At 40.3% G+C, this 15,614-nt stretch carries 13 protein-coding genes and 1 other annotated feature; of the genes, 8 read left to right on the forward strand and 5 right to left on the reverse strand.

Annotated features, from left to right (window positions below; genetic code table 11):
* Positions 1-27: 27 nt before the first annotated feature.
* Positions 28-744: a two-component system response regulator ArcA gene (gene arcA, locus QQJ93_RS15460; protein WP_089124833.1), complete on the reverse strand. Its 717-nt coding sequence runs from the start codon at positions 742-744 to the stop codon at positions 28-30.
* Between the two features lie 605 nt (positions 745-1,349).
* Positions 1,350-1,473 (forward strand) — a sequence feature (Thr leader region).
* A gap of 33 nt (positions 1,474-1,506) precedes the next feature.
* Between arcA and thrA the strand changes: the two genes are divergently transcribed.
* From thrA to thrC, 3 genes are read left to right on the forward strand one after another with little or no spacing between them, the layout of a single operon-like run.
* Positions 1,507-3,966, forward strand: coding sequence for a bifunctional aspartate kinase/homoserine dehydrogenase I (gene thrA / locus QQJ93_RS15465; RefSeq protein WP_089124832.1), 2,460 nt, complete (start codon positions 1,507-1,509; stop codon positions 3,964-3,966).
* An 8-nt stretch (positions 3,967-3,974) separates the two neighbouring features.
* Positions 3,975-4,943 carry a homoserine kinase gene (thrB, locus tag QQJ93_RS15470; RefSeq protein ID WP_089124920.1) on the forward strand — a complete coding sequence of 323 codons (969 nt, stop codon included), beginning with the start codon at positions 3,975-3,977 and terminating at the stop codon, positions 4,941-4,943.
* Complete coding sequence (gene thrC, locus QQJ93_RS15475) at positions 4,940-6,229, forward strand: threonine synthase (protein ID WP_089124831.1); 1,290 nt, start codon at positions 4,940-4,942, stop codon at positions 6,227-6,229. Before thrB ends, thrC begins: the two co-directional genes overlap by 4 nt.
* Before the next feature lie 124 nt (positions 6,230-6,353).
* Here thrC and grcA read toward each other — a convergent pair whose 3' ends face one another.
* A complete protein-coding gene (gene grcA, locus QQJ93_RS15480; protein WP_089124830.1) occupies positions 6,354-6,731 on the reverse strand; it encodes an autonomous glycyl radical cofactor GrcA in 378 nt (125 codons plus the stop codon).
* Between the two features lie 335 nt (positions 6,732-7,066).
* Between grcA and ung the strand changes: the two genes are divergently transcribed.
* Both ung and QQJ93_RS15490 read left to right on the forward strand, forming a co-directional pair.
* Entirely contained in the window at positions 7,067-7,765 is a 699-nt protein-coding gene (gene ung / locus QQJ93_RS15485) for a uracil-DNA glycosylase (protein WP_431313599.1), read from the forward strand.
* A gap of 116 nt (positions 7,766-7,881) precedes the next feature.
* A complete protein-coding gene (locus QQJ93_RS15490; RefSeq protein ID WP_089124828.1) occupies positions 7,882-8,421 on the forward strand; it encodes a hemerythrin domain-containing protein in 540 nt (179 codons plus the stop codon).
* A gap of 231 nt (positions 8,422-8,652) precedes the next feature.
* Here the strand turns inward: QQJ93_RS15490 and QQJ93_RS15495 are convergent, their stop codons facing one another.
* On the reverse strand, positions 8,653-8,838 hold the full coding sequence (locus tag QQJ93_RS15495) for a DUF3545 family protein (RefSeq protein WP_027696258.1): 186 nt from the start codon (positions 8,836-8,838) through the stop codon (positions 8,653-8,655).
* Positions 8,839-9,553: 715 nt separating this feature from the next.
* Between QQJ93_RS15495 and QQJ93_RS15500 the strand changes: the two genes are divergently transcribed.
* Positions 9,554-10,981, forward strand: a complete 1,428-nt coding sequence (locus QQJ93_RS15500; RefSeq protein ID WP_089124827.1) for an alanine/glycine:cation symporter family protein — start codon at positions 9,554-9,556, stop codon at positions 10,979-10,981.
* Positions 10,982-11,095: 114 nt separating this feature from the next.
* Positions 11,096-11,872: a peroxide stress protein YaaA gene (yaaA, locus tag QQJ93_RS15505; RefSeq protein WP_089124826.1), complete on the forward strand. Its 777-nt coding sequence runs from the start codon at positions 11,096-11,098 to the stop codon at positions 11,870-11,872.
* Between the two features lie 61 nt (positions 11,873-11,933).
* On the opposite strand, the gene srmB is transcribed toward yaaA, so the two are convergent.
* Positions 11,934-13,157, reverse strand: coding sequence for an ATP-dependent RNA helicase SrmB (gene srmB / locus QQJ93_RS15510; protein WP_089124825.1), 1,224 nt, complete (start codon positions 13,155-13,157; stop codon positions 11,934-11,936).
* 111 nt (positions 13,158-13,268) lie between these two features.
* Complete coding sequence (locus tag QQJ93_RS15515; RefSeq protein ID WP_089124824.1) at positions 13,269-13,976, reverse strand: tRNA1(Val) (adenine(37)-N6)-methyltransferase; 708 nt, start codon at positions 13,974-13,976, stop codon at positions 13,269-13,271.
* A gap of 293 nt (positions 13,977-14,269) precedes the next feature.
* Between QQJ93_RS15515 and brnQ the strand changes: the two genes are divergently transcribed.
* The gene (gene brnQ, locus QQJ93_RS15520) at positions 14,270-15,598 is read left to right on the forward strand and encodes a branched-chain amino acid transport system II carrier protein (RefSeq protein ID WP_089124823.1); all 1,329 of its coding nucleotides are present in this window, start codon (positions 14,270-14,272) and stop codon (positions 15,596-15,598) included.
* Positions 15,599-15,614 lie beyond the last annotated feature (16 nt).

A 15,614-nucleotide genomic window follows, 5' to 3' on the forward strand; every position in this document is an offset into this window, starting at 1 on the left:
TTAGATTGGTTCTTAACTTCGACGAGATTATTCGCTGAGTTCACCGCAGAAACGATAGCCTTCACCGTGAATAGTCGCGATGATTTCAGGGGTATCCGCGATGGATTCAAAGTGCTTACGAATACGACGAATCGTCACATCAACAGTACGGTCGTGTGGTTTCAATTCACGGCCTGTCATTTTCTTCAATAAATCGGCTCGAGTTTGAATTTTGCCTGGATTCTCGCAGAAGTGCAGTAATGCACGGAATTCAGAACGTGGTAGCTTGTAGCTTTCACCCATAGGATTAATTAATGAGCGACTATTTATATCAAGTACCCAGCCGTTGAACTCATATTTTTCAACTGTACGCTTCTCTTCTTGAGTACCACCACTGTGCATAGAGCGTTGTAGTAGGTTGCGAGCACGAATCGTTAATTCACGAGGATTAAATGGTTTTGTAATATAGTCATCTGCACCAATTTCTAAACCTAAGATTTTATCAACTTCGTTATCGCGACCGGTTAAGAACATAAGCGCAACATTCGCTTGTTCTCTTAGTTCACGAGCCAGGAGTAGGCCATTTTTACCTGGTAGGTTGATATCCATAATCACCAAGTTAATTGAATTTTCGGACAAAATCTGGTGCATGTTATCGCCATCAATGGCCTCAAAAACAGTATATCCTTCTGCTTCAAAAATAGTCTTTAGCGTATTGCGTGTGACTTGTTCATCTTCAACGATAAGAATTTGTGGGGTATGCATAGGAGTACCTAAATCATGACTTTAAATGGTTTATACTCTTCGTACTTGAAGTCGCATTTTTGTTGACAGTGTTTATTCACCCTCTATCTCTTTATCAAAGAAAGTCATAGGCTAGCTATGCGTATGGGTCTCATTCACTTGTCGTCTCAATGCAATTCCAATTACTTTGAGTATATTAATTCTAGATAAAAATAACATTTTGCTAGCAACTTTATTTACATCACGATAGTCATTAGCAGTTAAACAGTCTACAAACACTGCTTCAATATAGATAAAAATAGAAATAGCAGCTGAGTTGTTGATTATGTATTTGAGTCTACAGTCTTAACAGCTTGCTAACAATAAGTGAATATAGCCTAATTCTCGGTTTGTTGATTTGCATCAATCAGTTTGAAAGAAGAATGTTAAATCTCAGTGATCGTTATTCTATAAATGACGATTTTATTCAGAGGTAAGATAGGATGCTCTAAATGAGAGATAACTATTTTGTGTCTTTGGTCTGTATTTTTGAGCAAAATGAGAATAAAAGTAACTTTTCATTGACTCTTTGCCTTTAAATCGGTAAATGTAGAGATAGTTGATAGCAAATAAGACATAGACGATGACGTTTTTAACCAGCACCATTATTATGACCTCAATTATTACCGACACCATTAATGTTGGGGCAGGCTGGTAAGCGAAAGTTTTCAAAAAAAGGCCTGTATCCCACCAGATACAGGCCTTTTTTTATGCAAATTTAGATGTGAAATTTTGGAGGAAGGGATGCGAGTACTAAAATTTGGAGGGTCTTCACTGGCCGATGCTGACCGATTTTTAAGGGCAGCAGATATTATTATTAATAATGCTCAACAAGAAGATTTAGCTGTGGTGCTTTCTGCGCCAGGTAAAACGACCAATAAATTGGTTGCAGTGATTGAAAACACACTGAAAAATGGTGAAGCCGAGTTATTAATTAACGATTTAGAACAATCATTTTATGATCTTTTTGAGCAAATCAAACAGCAAGTTTCAGGGTTAGAATACTTAGCGTTTGATACTCAAGTTAAGACCTCAATGAAACAACTTCGCCAATATGTGCACGGTATGGCGCTATTGGGAATGTGCCCAGATCATGTCAATGCTCGAATCATCAGTAAAGGTGAGCGTATTTCTATTCAATTAATGAAAGCGGTCATCGAGGCGAAAGGTAAGTTAGCGAGCTTAATTGATCCAGTTGAGTATTTATTTGCTAAAGGTGATCATTTAGAAGCTATGGTGGATGTGGATATTTCTACAGGAAATTTCCAACGTAAACCGCTACCCGCGGGTCATATCAATATCATGCCAGGCTTTACTGCTGGTAATGCTAAGGGCGAATTGGTCACTCTTGGCCGTAATGGTTCTGACTACTCTGCTGCGGTACTGGCAGCTTGTCTACGTGCCGATTGTTGTGAAATCTGGACAGATGTAGACGGCGTTTATAACTGTGATCCTAGATTAGTTGAAGATGCACGGTTATTGAAATCGCTAAGCTATCAAGAGGCAATGGAGTTATCTTATTTCGGCGCTTCAGTACTTCATCCTAAAACCATCGCTCCTATAGCACAATTTCAAATCCCTTGTTTAATCAAAAATAGCTTTAATCCTCAAGGCGCAGGCACCTTAATCGGTCAAGACACTGGAGAAGATAACCTTGCGATTAAGGGAATTACCACCTTAAGCCAACTGACAATGGTCAATGTTTCAGGCCCAGGGATGAAAGGGATGGTTGGCATGGCGAGCCGCGTATTTGGCGCAATGTCGACTTCTGGTGTTTCTATTGTTCTGATCACTCAATCATCATCGGAATACAGCATTAGCTTTTGTATTGAAGCGCAAGATAAAGATAAAGCAGAGCAGGCCTTACAAGAGGGGTTTGAACTGGAGCTAAAAGATGGATTGCTTGATCCTATTGAGTTTACAGATGATGTTGCGATTGTAACCTTAGTTGGCGACAAAATGCGTACTGCTCGTGGTGTAGCTTCGCAGTTCTTTGCTTCATTGGCAGAAGTGAATGTTAATGTCGTGGCCATTGCTCAAGGCTCTTCTGAGCGAGCGATTTCAGCGGTAATTCCAGAAGATAAAATTTCAGTTGCTATCAAAGCGTGTCATGAAAATCTATTCAATTCTAAGCATTTTCTCGATGTATTCGTGGTCGGTATTGGTGGCGTTGGTGGTGAGCTGGTGGATCAGTTCGAGCGTCAACAGGCCAAATTGGCGGAAAAAGGCATTGTAATTCGAGTGTGTGGCTTGGCAAATTCGAAAGGCTTATTGCTAGATAGCGATGGTTTACCGCTAGAAAATTGGCGTGAGCGAATGGCACATGCAAGTGAAGAGTTCAGCCTAGCGCGCATGATCGCTTTGGTACAGCGTAATCACATCATTAACCCGGTATTAGTCGATTGTACCTCTAGTGAATCTATCGCCAATCAATACACTGATTTCTTAGCTGCGGGTTTCCATGTGGTGACTCCTAATAAGAAAGCCAATACTGCGAGCATGAGTTACTACCATCAACTACGAGAAACGGCTAGAAGCACTCGACGTAAATTGATGTATGAAACAACAGTAGGCGCGGGCTTACCAGTTATTGAGAACTTGCAAAACTTGATCTCAGCTGGTGATGAATTAGAGAAATTTAATGGTATTTTATCAGGATCCTTATCTTATATTTTTGGCAAGTTAGATGAAGGTATGACACTAAGCCAAGCGACGAATATCGCGAATGAAAATGGCTTTACTGAACCGGATCCTCGTGATGATCTTTCTGGCATGGATGTTGCGCGTAAATTGCTGATCCTTGCTCGTGAAGCTGGTATGGAACTTGAGTTGGATGATGTCATTGTCGAACAAGCATTACCACCTGGTTTTGATGACTCGGGTAGTATTGCTGAGTTTATGGAGCGATTGCCACAAGCGGATGCGTACTTTGCAGACCTTTCAGAAAAAGCCGCTCAAGAAGGTAAAGTATTACGTTATGTCGGTACGATTGAAGACGGCCAATGTAAAGTGAAAATGATAGCGGTGGATGAAAACGATCCTATGTACAAAATTAAAGATGGCGAGAATGCGCTGGCTTTTTATAGTCGTTATTATCAACCAATTCCATTGGTGTTGCGCGGTTATGGCGCAGGGACTCAAGTGACGGCAGCTGGTGTGTTCTCTGATGTGATGCGTACTTTAGGTTGGAAATTAGGAGTTTAATTATGTCAATGTCTCAACCTCAAAGTGTCGCAGTGTATGCACCTGCCTCAATCGGTAATGTCAGTGTTGGCTTTGATGTTCTTGGCGCTGCAGTATCACCGATTGATGGTACTTTACTTGGTGACCGAGTTTTAGTTAAACCATCGGATGCATCATTTGATTTAAAAACCGCAGGAAGCTTTGTCGCGAAGCTTCCAACTGACCCGAAAGAGAATATTGTCTACCATTGTTGGCAAGTGTTTGCCCGTGAATTGGAAAAGAAAAACATTCCTTTATTACCACTGGAAATGACACTAGAAAAAAACATGCCGATTGGCTCAGGTTTAGGCTCTAGTGCTTGTTCTATTGTGGCGGCATTAGATGCGTTAAACCGTTTTCATCAGCAACCATTAAATGAAATGGAATTGCTGGCATTAATGGGTGAGATGGAAGGGCAAATTTCTGGTGGTATTCACTATGATAATGTTGCGCCTTGCTACCTAGGTGGCTTGCAGCTCATGCTGGAAGAGCTTGGTATTATCAGTCAAGAAGTGCCTTGTTTTGATGATTGGTATTGGGTAATGGCTTATCCGGGAATTAAAGTGTCTACAGCCGAAGCTCGCTCTATTTTACCTTCTCAATATCGTCGCCAAGATATTATTGCTCATGGTCGTCACCTTGGTGGATTTATTCATGCGTGTCATTCAGGGCAACCAGAGCTCGCAGCCAAACTGATTAAAGATGTGATTGCAGAACCTTATCGCGCTAAGTTGTTGCCAGGTTTTGCAGATGCTCGTCAATACGCGATGTCAGCGGGCGCATTAGCCTGCGGTATTTCCGGTTCGGGTCCAACACTATTTACTATTTGTAGTAAGAAAGATGTGGCAGAACGAGTCGCACATTGGTTAAATGAAAATTACATACAAAATGATGAAGGTTTCGTGCATATTTGTCGTTTAGACAAGGAAGGTTCGAGAGTAACAGGAAGTGAATTATGAAGTTGTACAATATAAAAGAAAATGATGAGCAGGTCTCTTTTGGCCAAGCAGTACGTCAAGGTCTAGGTCGTAATCAAGGGTTATTTTTCCCATCAGAATTACCTAAGTTTGATGATATCGAATCACTATTAGCGGAAGATTTTATTAGCCGTAGTAGTAAGATTTTATCGGCATTAATTGGCGATGAACTAACTGCTGAGCAGGTGAATCAACTGGTGTCGGCAGCTTTTCAATTTCCAGCCCCGATTAAATCAGTCAAAGATGGCGTTTACGCTCTAGAGCTTTTCCATGGTCCGACGTTGGCTTTTAAAGATTTTGGCGGCCGTTTCATGGCGCAATCTTTGGCGGCTGTCACTGCTGACAAGGGACAAAAAATCACAATATTAACAGCGACTTCCGGTGATACTGGTGCTGCCGTTGCCCATGCTTTTTATGGTATGGAAAATATTAATGTGGTGATCTTGTATCCAAAAGGAAAGATCAGCCCATTACAAGAAAAATTATTTTGTACCCTAGGTGGCAATATTCACACTGTGGCGATTGATGGTGACTTTGATGCATGCCAATCATTGGTGAAACAAGCTTTTGATGATCAAGCGTTGCGTGAAGAAATTGGCCTTAACTCCGCTAACTCAATCAACATCAGCCGTTTAATGGCACAAATTTGCTACTACTTTGAAGCCGCTGCTCAAATGACTAAAGCTGAGCGCGATAATTTAGTCATTTCAGTACCTAGTGGTAACTTTGGTAACTTAACCGCAGGTCTACTTGCTAAAGCTTTAGGGCTACCGATCAAGCGTTTTATTGCGGCAACCAATGCCAATGATACGGTACCTCGTTACCTTGAAACGGGTAAGTGGGAACCTAAACCAACCGTCGCGACGACTTCTAACGCGATGGATGTTAGTCAACCGAATAACTGGCCGCGTATTGAAGAACTTTGCCGTATTAAAGGTTGGGGGTTAGATACACTAGGCAAAGGCATGGTGACTGATACAGAAAGTGCTGAATCAGTGGTTGAGCTGAATAATCTTGGTTATTTATGTGAGCCGCATGGTGCGATTGCTTATCGAGTTTTGACTCAACAGCTCCAAGAGGGAGAAACTGGTTTATTCCTATGCACTGCGCATCCGGCTAAATTTAAAGAAGTGGTTGATGAGATACTTGATACAGATATTGACGTTCCAGGGCCACTAGCAAAACACGGTGCGATGGAATTGCTTTCTGAAGACCTTGCGGCAGATTTTGATTTGCTAAAAGAAGTGTTGAGAAGAGTGCAGGGTTAACCGTAGCTCGAAAGCTCGTTACTAGTCACTCGAAAAAGAAAAGCTCAAAAGAGGTTAAATTCTTTTGAGCTTTTTTATTTATATGAATTCCGAGCTACGAGAAACGTAAACCCGAAAATCGTTATTACATAGACTCAGTAAATGTACGGGCAATAACGTCGCGTTGTTGCTCAGCAGTTAATGAGTTAAAACGTACTGCGTAGCCAGAAACACGGATAGTTAACTGTGGGTAGTTTTCTGGGTTAGCAACGGCATCTTCTAGTGTCTCGCGAGAAAGAACGTTTACGTTTAGGTGTTGGCCACCTTCGATACGTGGTGCAGTTTCAATTTTTACTTCACGGTATTCTATGTCGCCTAGAGAATCTGCAGCAACAACTTGATCTGCTTCAAAGCCTGTTTCAGCAGCAACACAACGTGCTTCATTTTTTTCGCTATCTAGTAGCCAGATAGAGTTTAGTAAGTCGTCGTTTGCAGCTTTAGTAATTTGGATACCTTGGATCATGCCCATCTCCTTTGCCACCTAAGTGGAATTAAATATGATGTTATTTTCGAACTAATTGATGACGCCATTATATACTTAATAACCACAAAATTAATATTGATTTAAATCAATTAAATGCCAAATTTAGATTTCATTATTGGTGTGTTTTTTTGCTGTAAATCAAGAAAACTAAAAAAAATAATGGTTTACAATATTATTTTAAATTATAAAAAATAATTTAACTTTAGGTGTGTGGTTAATTTACTACGAAATCACGGGTCGCTGTCGTTCGTTCGCCCTTGTACTCTCCTCGCGATACAATGACAAAATAAACTCAAAGAAATAGTAGAAGGTGAATGATGTCAACGTGGGCTGATGTGATCGAAAATGAAAAAAAACAAAATTACTTTAAGCTTCTTGAAAGCTTTGTTGCGACTGAGCGTTCTCAAGGTAAAAACATATACCCTGATGATAGTCTGGTTTTTTCAGCGTTTGACCATACACCATTTGATCAAGTGAAAGTGGTGATACTAGGACAAGATCCTTACCATGGGCCTAATCAAGCGCATGGATTAGCTTTCTCGGTACAACCTGGAATTAAAACGCCTCCTTCTTTACTTAATATGTATAAAGAGTTGGTACAAGATATCGAAGGTTTTACTCTTCCCAATCACGGTAATTTGGTGTCTTGGGCTGAACAAGGTGTGTTGTTGTTGAATACGGTATTGACGGTTGAACAAGGTAAGGCTCATTCGCATGCTAAGTCTGGCTGGGAAAAATTCACAGATAAAGTGATTGCAGAGTTAAATAAAAAGCATAATGGGTTGGTTTTTTTATTATGGGGAGCTCATGCACAGAAAAAAGGCGTATCAATCGATGCATCTAAGCACCACATTTTGACTGCTCCACACCCATCTCCTCTTTCTGTCCATCGTGGTTTTTTTGGTTGTCGGCATTTTTCTCAAGCCAATATACTTTTATTACAGCAAGGAAAGTCCCCAATAAATTGGGCTTCGGTGAGTTTGCAACAAAATGAACAATTTGAATTGATTTGAGTTTAGTCACAGAAAATGAGCATGAGCTATACTGATTGAACAATATTTGACCATGGACAATAGCGCCGGAAAAGTATCGCCTATAGTGGTGGTAGTTGACTGGGTAGGAGGGAGCCATGCTAGGAAATATTATAAGTCGTGAGCACAGTTATATGGTGCGATTGCTGATTATTCTTGACCAGAAGTTAAATTTATTAAAACAAGAAAAATCAATTAATTATTTGATTATTAATGATATTGTTTCTTATCTTCAGCGGCACTCGGAAATGACACATCATCCGAAGGAAGATCTTATCTATCATTACTTCTTAGAGCATTATGGCGATAATAATAATATTGCCAATTTGTTGGAGGAGCATAAAAACTTATCGGAGACGACTAAAAGGTTTGCTGATTTACTGGAGATGGTTCTGCAAGATACCGTGGTTCCTAATGATGTATTTCGCGAACACTTAGAGCATTTTATTCATCAGCAAAAAAAACATTTAGATTTTGAAGAGCGCGAAATCTTACCTACCTTAAAGCGTCATTTTACTGAGCAGGATTGGTTGGCGGTTGAAAAGTTGTGGGGTAGTGAAGATAGTGACCCTCTATTTGGACAAAGTATTGATAAAGAATACCAGCGTCTGTCTGAATACATGAAGTCGGATGGCTAGTGGTATACCCAAGTGAATTCTGCATCTTGCAGTTACTTGGGTATAAAATAAAGCAGACACATTCAGGCCGTGTCTGCTTTATACCTAAATTGCAGCATTGAGAGAACATAATCAACTCTAGATACCTGAACGATATTTTTATCATTTTTATATCATTGAGTTAGGGTTATTATTGTAACACTCTTACCCGCAGTTGAAGTTAAATATCCAAAGTTTAAATATGATAGGCTTTTAAATATCAAGGTCTTCTAAATTATACTCGCCAAAGTAATCCAGCTCTTTCAGTTCCTTCTGTAGTTGGCGTCTATCTTGAATCGCTTCAATCTCGCGCCACTTTCTCTTAGTTGGCTTGGTCTTGTGAGCGCGATAAGGGTTTGGTTCCATTGCCATGATGTCTTCTAATTGGAAGCTTTCCATCTATAATCCCTCTTTGTTGATACTGAATCCTATTCAGGACTTTATTGATACCACACTTTTTAAGAGATTAACCTTGATGTATTTCTCATTTGTTTCTAAAAGATGAAACTTTTGTGTCATTCTGCTGCTTGATTCATGATTTATTTTTGAGTAAAAAATCGCCTTTTAGTAAATAATTTCTGCAGGAAAAAGTGGAGGTTTAAGCTGTATCGGGTTGCATTAAGGTTAATGATGTTAACGATATGTTTGTTTGACTTGAAGGTTAGATATCTAAATTGAATAATCAAACGATAATTGCTTAAGTGTTCGAGTTGAGACCTTACTAACTCTTGGCTTCACACTATTTACCTGCTTTTAACAAATGTGAATAATTGGATTTTTATTTCTTAAATTACATAGTCAAAAGTTTGTCTTTAATGTGAAAAAACAGCTTAAATATACTGAAAACTTACTATCAACTAGTGTAATAATGCATAACTATGAATAAAATTTGATATTGATTTTTAGTGCGCAGCCCTGCATTATCCTGCCGGTCATTATCAATTTGGTCCTTACTTTAAGTACTAAAATTGTATTTTGATATGCCTTTTTCTTTAAAGATAATAAAAGTAATGAATATATAAAGAGACAAGGTGGACACTCAAATGACCTGAGTGTTGAGGGAGCTCACTCTTATGGTGAGGGTAAATTAATCATTAATTTAGGTGAGGTTTGCGTGACGGATCTAATAGCTTTATTAAACGATCTTCTTTGGGGATCTATTCTGGTCTACTTATTGGTTGGCGTTGGTGTGTATTTCACTGTACGTCTTGGCCTTATTCAATTTCGCCACTTTACGCACATGTTTTCAGTGCTGAAAAACAGCCGTAAAGCAGATGCATCTGGTATTTCATCTTTTCAAGCATTTTGTACCAGCTTAGCTGCGCGTGTTGGTACTGGTAACATGGCGGGTGTGGCGGTGGCTTTAACCGTTGGTGGCCCAGGTGCTATTTTCTGGATGTGGATTATTGCTATGGTTGGTATGGCAACCGCATTTGCAGAAAGTACTTTAGCTCAGTTATACAAAACCAAAGGTTCTGACGGTAACTATATTGGTGGTCCGGCTTACTACATGGAGAAAGGTCTAGGTATGCGCTGGATGGGCATCTTATTCTCAATCTTCCTTATCATTGCTTTTGGCTTGGTATTTAACGCGGTTCAATCAAACTCGATTGCGGATGCGATGCACACCGCTTTTGCTTGGAATAAAGCAATGGTAGGTGGAGTACTGGTTGTGCTTTCTGGTTTTGTTATCTTTGGTGGTATCCGTAAGATCGCCCGTACAGCCGAAATTCTAGTGCCAATTATGGCTATCTTCTACCTAGTGTTAGCTGTGATTGTTATTGTGATGAACCTAGATAAAGTTCCTGGAGCTTTAGCGCTTATTTTCAAAAGTGCTTTCGGTTTACAAGAAGCAGCAGCTGGTGGTGTGGGTTACGCCATTATGAATGCGATTAAGACTGGTGTTGCTCGTGGTTTGTTCTCGAACGAAGCAGGTATGGGCTCTGCGCCAAATGCTGCGGCAGCGGCAACGCCGTATCCGCCACACCCAGCATCACAAGGTTATGTGCAAATGCTAGGTGTGTTTGTTGATACGATTGTTATCTGTACTGCAACAGTATCGATCATTTTGTTATCTGGTGAATATGTACCACATGGTGAAGTGACTGGTATCATCTTGACGCAAAACGCATTGAGCTCTCAAGTTGGTGAGTGGGGCAAAACTTTCGTTGCTATCGCGATTTTCTTCTTTGCATTTACATCAATTATTGCTAACTACTCTTATGCAGAAAGCAATATTGTGTTTATCTTTAAGAAGTCTCGTCACGCTAAAAATATTTTCCGCGTGATTGTACTTGGTATGGTGATGTTTGGTTCATTAGCGACACTACCGACGGTATGGTCTCTTGCTGATGCATCAATGGGTTTGATGGCGATTGTTAACTTGGTGGCTATCTTATTGTTGTCTGGTATCGTTATTAAACTGGCGAAAGACTACAACAAGCAATTAGATGAAGGTAAGTTACCGACATTTGATGCGAAAGATTTCCCTGAATTACATTCTCAAATTGAAGAAGGCGTATGGGGGAAAGAGTCGAAGTAATAAGATTGCTCGATAAATAGCTTTGACCGATACAACTAATAGAAAAAGCCATGCAGCGATGCGTGGCTTTTTTGTTATAATGGCCAGTATTATTTCAGAACACATGGATTGAATATGCTGATATTGGTTTCTCCGGCAAAAACACTCGATTACGAATCTTCCCTTCCTACCCAAAAGCACACTCAACCTGATTTAACCAAGCACTCTGCTGAGTTAATTGAAGTATGCCGTCAGCTAACGCCTGCGGATGTGTCTAGCTTAATGAAAGTCAGTGATAAGATTGCAGGGCTAAATGTGGCTCGCTTTGCTCAATGGAGTCCTGAATTTAGTTTTGAGAATGCTCGTCAGGCATTATTTGCTTTTAAAGGTGATGTTTATACAGGACTAGATGCGAATAGTCTGTCTGAAACAGATATCGACTATGCTCAGTCTCATTTAAGAATGCTATCTGGTTTGTATGGGCTATTAAAACCGCTTGATTTAATGCAGCCATACCGTTTAGAGATGGGGACAAGGCTAGCAAATCCACGTGGTAGTAATCTGTATCAGTTCTGGGGTGATATCATTACTGATAAAGTCAATGATGCGTTACAAGCACAAGGCGATGAATGGTTAATTAACCTAGCGTCGAATGAGTACTTTAAAGCGGTGAAGCCTAAAGGTGTGAAAGGTAAAATTATTACCCCTGTATTTAAAGACTGCAAAAATGGCACCTACAAGGTGATCAGTTTCTACGCGAAAAAAGCCCGCGGTATGATGGCGCGTTACATCATTGAAAATAAAATAGAAGATTTGGATGCGCTAAAAGCATTTGATACGGCTGGATATTACTTTGTTGCTGCAGAATCAACGGAAACGGAACTGGTGTTTAAGCGAGAAGAGCAGTCATAGTAGGTTGCTGTTATTGATTAAAACGTAAAAGGAGCGAATATTCGCTCCTTTTTGCTAGCCCTTACTTTTTCTTCTTTTTCACTGTTGCTTTCTTTTTAGCAGCAGGTGCTTTCTTTTTCTTCTTCTTAAAGGTTGCTTTTTTGCTCTGTGGACGAAGATCTTTAATGTATCGCTCTTTGATTTCATCTTGGGTGTAGCGCATTACGCGATCGATCATCGGCTGGTCATGAGCTTCAATTAAAGAAATTGCATTGCCTTTTTTGCCGGCACGAGCGGTACGACCAATACGGTGTAGGTATACGTCGGCAGTTCTTGGCATATCGTAGTTAATGACATGACTTACATCGGGTAAATCGATACCGCGTGCTGCTACATCAGTAGCAATTAATACATTCACTTCACCATCACGAAAACGTTGAATTGCGTTGTTTCGGCGGTCTTGCGGCATTTCGCCTTGGATCCATGAACACACGATTTGTGCGCTTTCTAGTTGGCCACGTAATTCAGCAAGGCGTTCACGAGTTTTGACAAAGATGATACTGCGCTCAGCTTGCTCAGTAAGAATGTTTTTTAGTAGTGCTAGTTTATGTTCAGCGTGGTCAGCACGATGATACCATTGAGTGATTTTCTTACGTTCGCGTCTTGAAGGATCCGCTTCCACTTTTACGGGGTTGTTTAGTAGATCTTTAGTAAAGCCTTCAACCCCACGACCTTCTAAGGTTGCAGAGAAAAGCAGGGTTTGTTTACGCCAGCGACATTCTGCAGATAGACGGTCAACAACCGGACCAAACCCCATATCTAGCATGCGATCCGCTTCATCTAAGATCAGCCATTCAATCGCACGACAATCAAAACGTTCAGCTTCAATGTACTCCATTAAGCGGCCTGGCGTTGCAACAACGATATCTTGAGTAGTACCCAGAATATCAGCGTGCTCTTGGTACATTACGCCACCAGTAATGGTAAAGATGTTTAAATTTGTATTTTTTGCCAGTGCGCGAGTTTGATCTGCCACTTGCATTGCTAGCTCACGAGTTGGCGTTAAGATTAATACGCGAGCTGGGCCAGCTTTCTTGCGTGGGAAATCTTGTAAAAATTGTAGTGCAGGAAGTGCAAATGCAGCAGTTTTACCAGTACCTGTAGGAGCTGACGCTAAGACATCCTTGCCATCAAGCGCTTGTGGAATGGCATCCGCCTGAATTTGAGTCGGGCGCTCAAAGCCCATTTCTTCAATGGCTTCAATAAGGTTTTGGTCTAAATCGAGTTCAGCAAAAGTTCTGATCACGTCATTTCTCCAACAAGCCGTGTGGCTTTAGGTTCAGGGGTTATGAAAACGGTCGCGCATTATATACCCAAGTGACTGCAAGATGCGAGTTACTTGGGTATATTACCGTTACTACATCTTGAGATAAAAATCGCGAGTTAGTTGAATAAATGATTTGCTATAGCCATCAGCTTGGCGAATCGTTAATTGGCTATTGTGACATTCGGTTTGTTCGCGAGTTAAGGTAAATAATAGTCGATAGCCGGGTTTATGGTTTGTGGTATTGACTTGGCAGAGTCGCTCTATAAACCAGCCTTGCTCTAAAGCTAATTGAATAAACGCTTCGCCTTCTGCTTTAGGTAAAATAAAACTCGCACTACCAGTTGTTTTTAATAACTTAGTACAAGCGTTAAGTAATTCACCATGCGGTAAAGAATGAGTGTGGCGTGCGGCTGCTCTGGCTTGCCAATCGGATGTGGCGCCCGAACTGAAATAAGGCGGGTTACAAACAATATGATCAAATAACTGGTTTGATTTTAATTGCTGGGCAGCGGTTTTGATAACCTGAACTCTTTTGCTCCAAGGGCTATTATCGACATTATATTGCGCCGCTTTTATTGCATTATCATCAATATCAATTGCGATAATCTTACTTTCTTGGCTTCTTTGGGCGCACATTAATGCTAGTAGTCCAGTACCAGTACCAATGTCTAATATTGAACTGTGGTTGGATATTTTGGCCCAGGCACCGAGTAATATGCCATCGGTACTGACCGCCATGCCCGCATGACCACCGTAAATTGAGAATTGCTTTAAATGAAAGTCTTTAGTTTTATTCATAATATCAATACTTTTGGCTTAAGTGACTAATTAATGGTCTTGATATGGTTTTTTATGCTTACTTATGGCTTTTTTGTTTTAATATTGTTAAGTGATAAATTCTTTAAATTATACTTGTGAGTAGATATAAACACTGCTTTTGTGTTTTTATGTTGTTATTTTGTGGTGTTCTATTGCTACTTGCTTGCGCATTGGCTCTAATTTCTTCATTATCTTGCTCCTTACATTCGGGTGGAGTTTTATTTGTTGTTCACCTGAAATGCAATTCATTACAACTATATTAAGGGTTTATTTTGAACCAAAAGTTAAAAATAACCGATATTTGGGCCCTAGGCTTCATGTTGTTTGCGTTCTTTTTAGGGGCTGGCAATATCATTTTTCCACCACTTGCTGGTCAATTAGCTGGCGAATCAGTGTTTTCTACTATGCTAGGTTTTCTTAGCACTGCGGTAGGCTTGCCTTTACTTGGAATTATTGCCATTGCGCTAGTTGGTGGCGGTTGGGATAAATTGACCCAAGACTTACCTAAAAAAGCGGCGACAATTGTTGCTGTACTTTTCTTCATTATCATCGGTCCAGCTTTTGCTGCACCTCGTACTGGTCTTGTGGCATATGAAATGGGGTTGAAGCCATTTATCTCTGAGCCATCGCAAATACATCTCACTATTTTTTCTATCGTCTTTTTTGCTATTGCGATGGGTTTTGCTTGGTCACAAGGTAAGCTATTAGATGTAATTGGAAAAGTGCTTACTCCCGTTCTTTTTTTAGGATTAATCATTCTTTCAGTGATGGTATTTATTAATCCTCAAGGCGATATTGTGGCTGCGCAAGGTCGCTATGCAACACATGCATTTAGTACGGGTTTCCTTGATGGTTATAACACTATGGATACCTTTGCTTCGCTGATGTTTGGTACTTTGATCATTGAAGCTTTACGTAGCAAAAAGATTACCGATAAACGCGCGGTGACTCGTTACGTTACTTATGCAGCGTTTATTGCAGCTGGCGGTTTAGCACTGGTTTACATTTCATTGTTCTATCTTGGTGCGACCAGTAACAGTATTGCCGCCGGCCTTGATAATGGCGGTGCAATTCTAAGTGTTTATGTACAGGCTCTATTTGGTACTGAAGGTCAGTTTGTTCTCACAACAATCGTATTACTGGCTTGTCTAACTACTTCAATAGGTTTGATTTCAGCTTGTGCTGATTACTTTAGTTCATTAACACCAATTAGCTATAAAGCATGGGTTATTGTTGTTGGTTCAGTATGTGCATTGGTAGCAAATGTTGGTTTGACTCAATTAATTGCGTTATCTGTGCCGGTATTATTTGCCTTGTATCCAGTGGCGATTGCGATTGTGTTCTTAACGCTCGTTCGTTCTCGTTTGCCAAATCGTGCTTTGGCATATCGTTTTGTAGTTTGTTTATCTTTATTGTTTGCTTTGATTGATGCAGCAAAAGCTGTGGGGATTGATATGTCAGCATTAAACTTCCTACCGCTGTTTGATTACGGTATGGCGTGGATGCTACCAACATTGGCCGCGGTTGTGGTGATGATGTTTGTCCCAAAATGCGAGCAACAAGCAAATGAAATGGCTGAGTTAAGCGAAGATATGGCTTAATTCTTTAATAAGCGAA

The organism is Vibrio algivorus, assembly GCF_030161215.1.
Classification (GTDB): domain Bacteria; phylum Pseudomonadota; class Gammaproteobacteria; order Enterobacterales; family Vibrionaceae; genus Vibrio; species Vibrio algivorus.

Excerpts from the sequence above, each read along its gene's own strand:
- arcA (WP_089124833.1), bottom strand. The coding sequence starts at position 744 with ATGCATACCCCACAAATTCTTATCGTTGAAGATGAACAAGTCACACGC.
- thrA (WP_089124832.1), top strand. The coding sequence starts at position 1,507 with ATGCGAGTACTAAAATTTGGAGGGTCTTCACTGGCCGATGCTGACCGA.
- thrB (WP_089124920.1), top strand. The coding sequence starts at position 3,975 with ATGTCTCAACCTCAAAGTGTCGCAGTGTATGCACCTGCCTCAATCGGT.
- thrC (WP_089124831.1), top strand. The coding sequence starts at position 4,940 with ATGAAGTTGTACAATATAAAAGAAAATGATGAGCAGGTCTCTTTTGGC.
- grcA (WP_089124830.1), bottom strand. The coding sequence starts at position 6,731 with ATGATCCAAGGTATCCAAATTACTAAAGCTGCAAACGACGACTTACTA.
- ung (WP_431313599.1), top strand. The coding sequence starts at position 7,067 with ATGATGTCAACGTGGGCTGATGTGATCGAAAATGAAAAAAAACAAAAT.
- QQJ93_RS15490 (WP_089124828.1), top strand. The coding sequence starts at position 7,882 with ATGCTAGGAAATATTATAAGTCGTGAGCACAGTTATATGGTGCGATTG.
- QQJ93_RS15495 (WP_027696258.1), bottom strand. The coding sequence starts at position 8,838 with ATGGAAAGCTTCCAATTAGAAGACATCATGGCAATGGAACCAAACCCT.
- yaaA (WP_089124826.1), top strand. The coding sequence starts at position 11,096 with ATGCTGATATTGGTTTCTCCGGCAAAAACACTCGATTACGAATCTTCC.
- QQJ93_RS15515 (WP_089124824.1), bottom strand. The coding sequence starts at position 13,976 with ATGAATAAAACTAAAGACTTTCATTTAAAGCAATTCTCAATTTACGGT.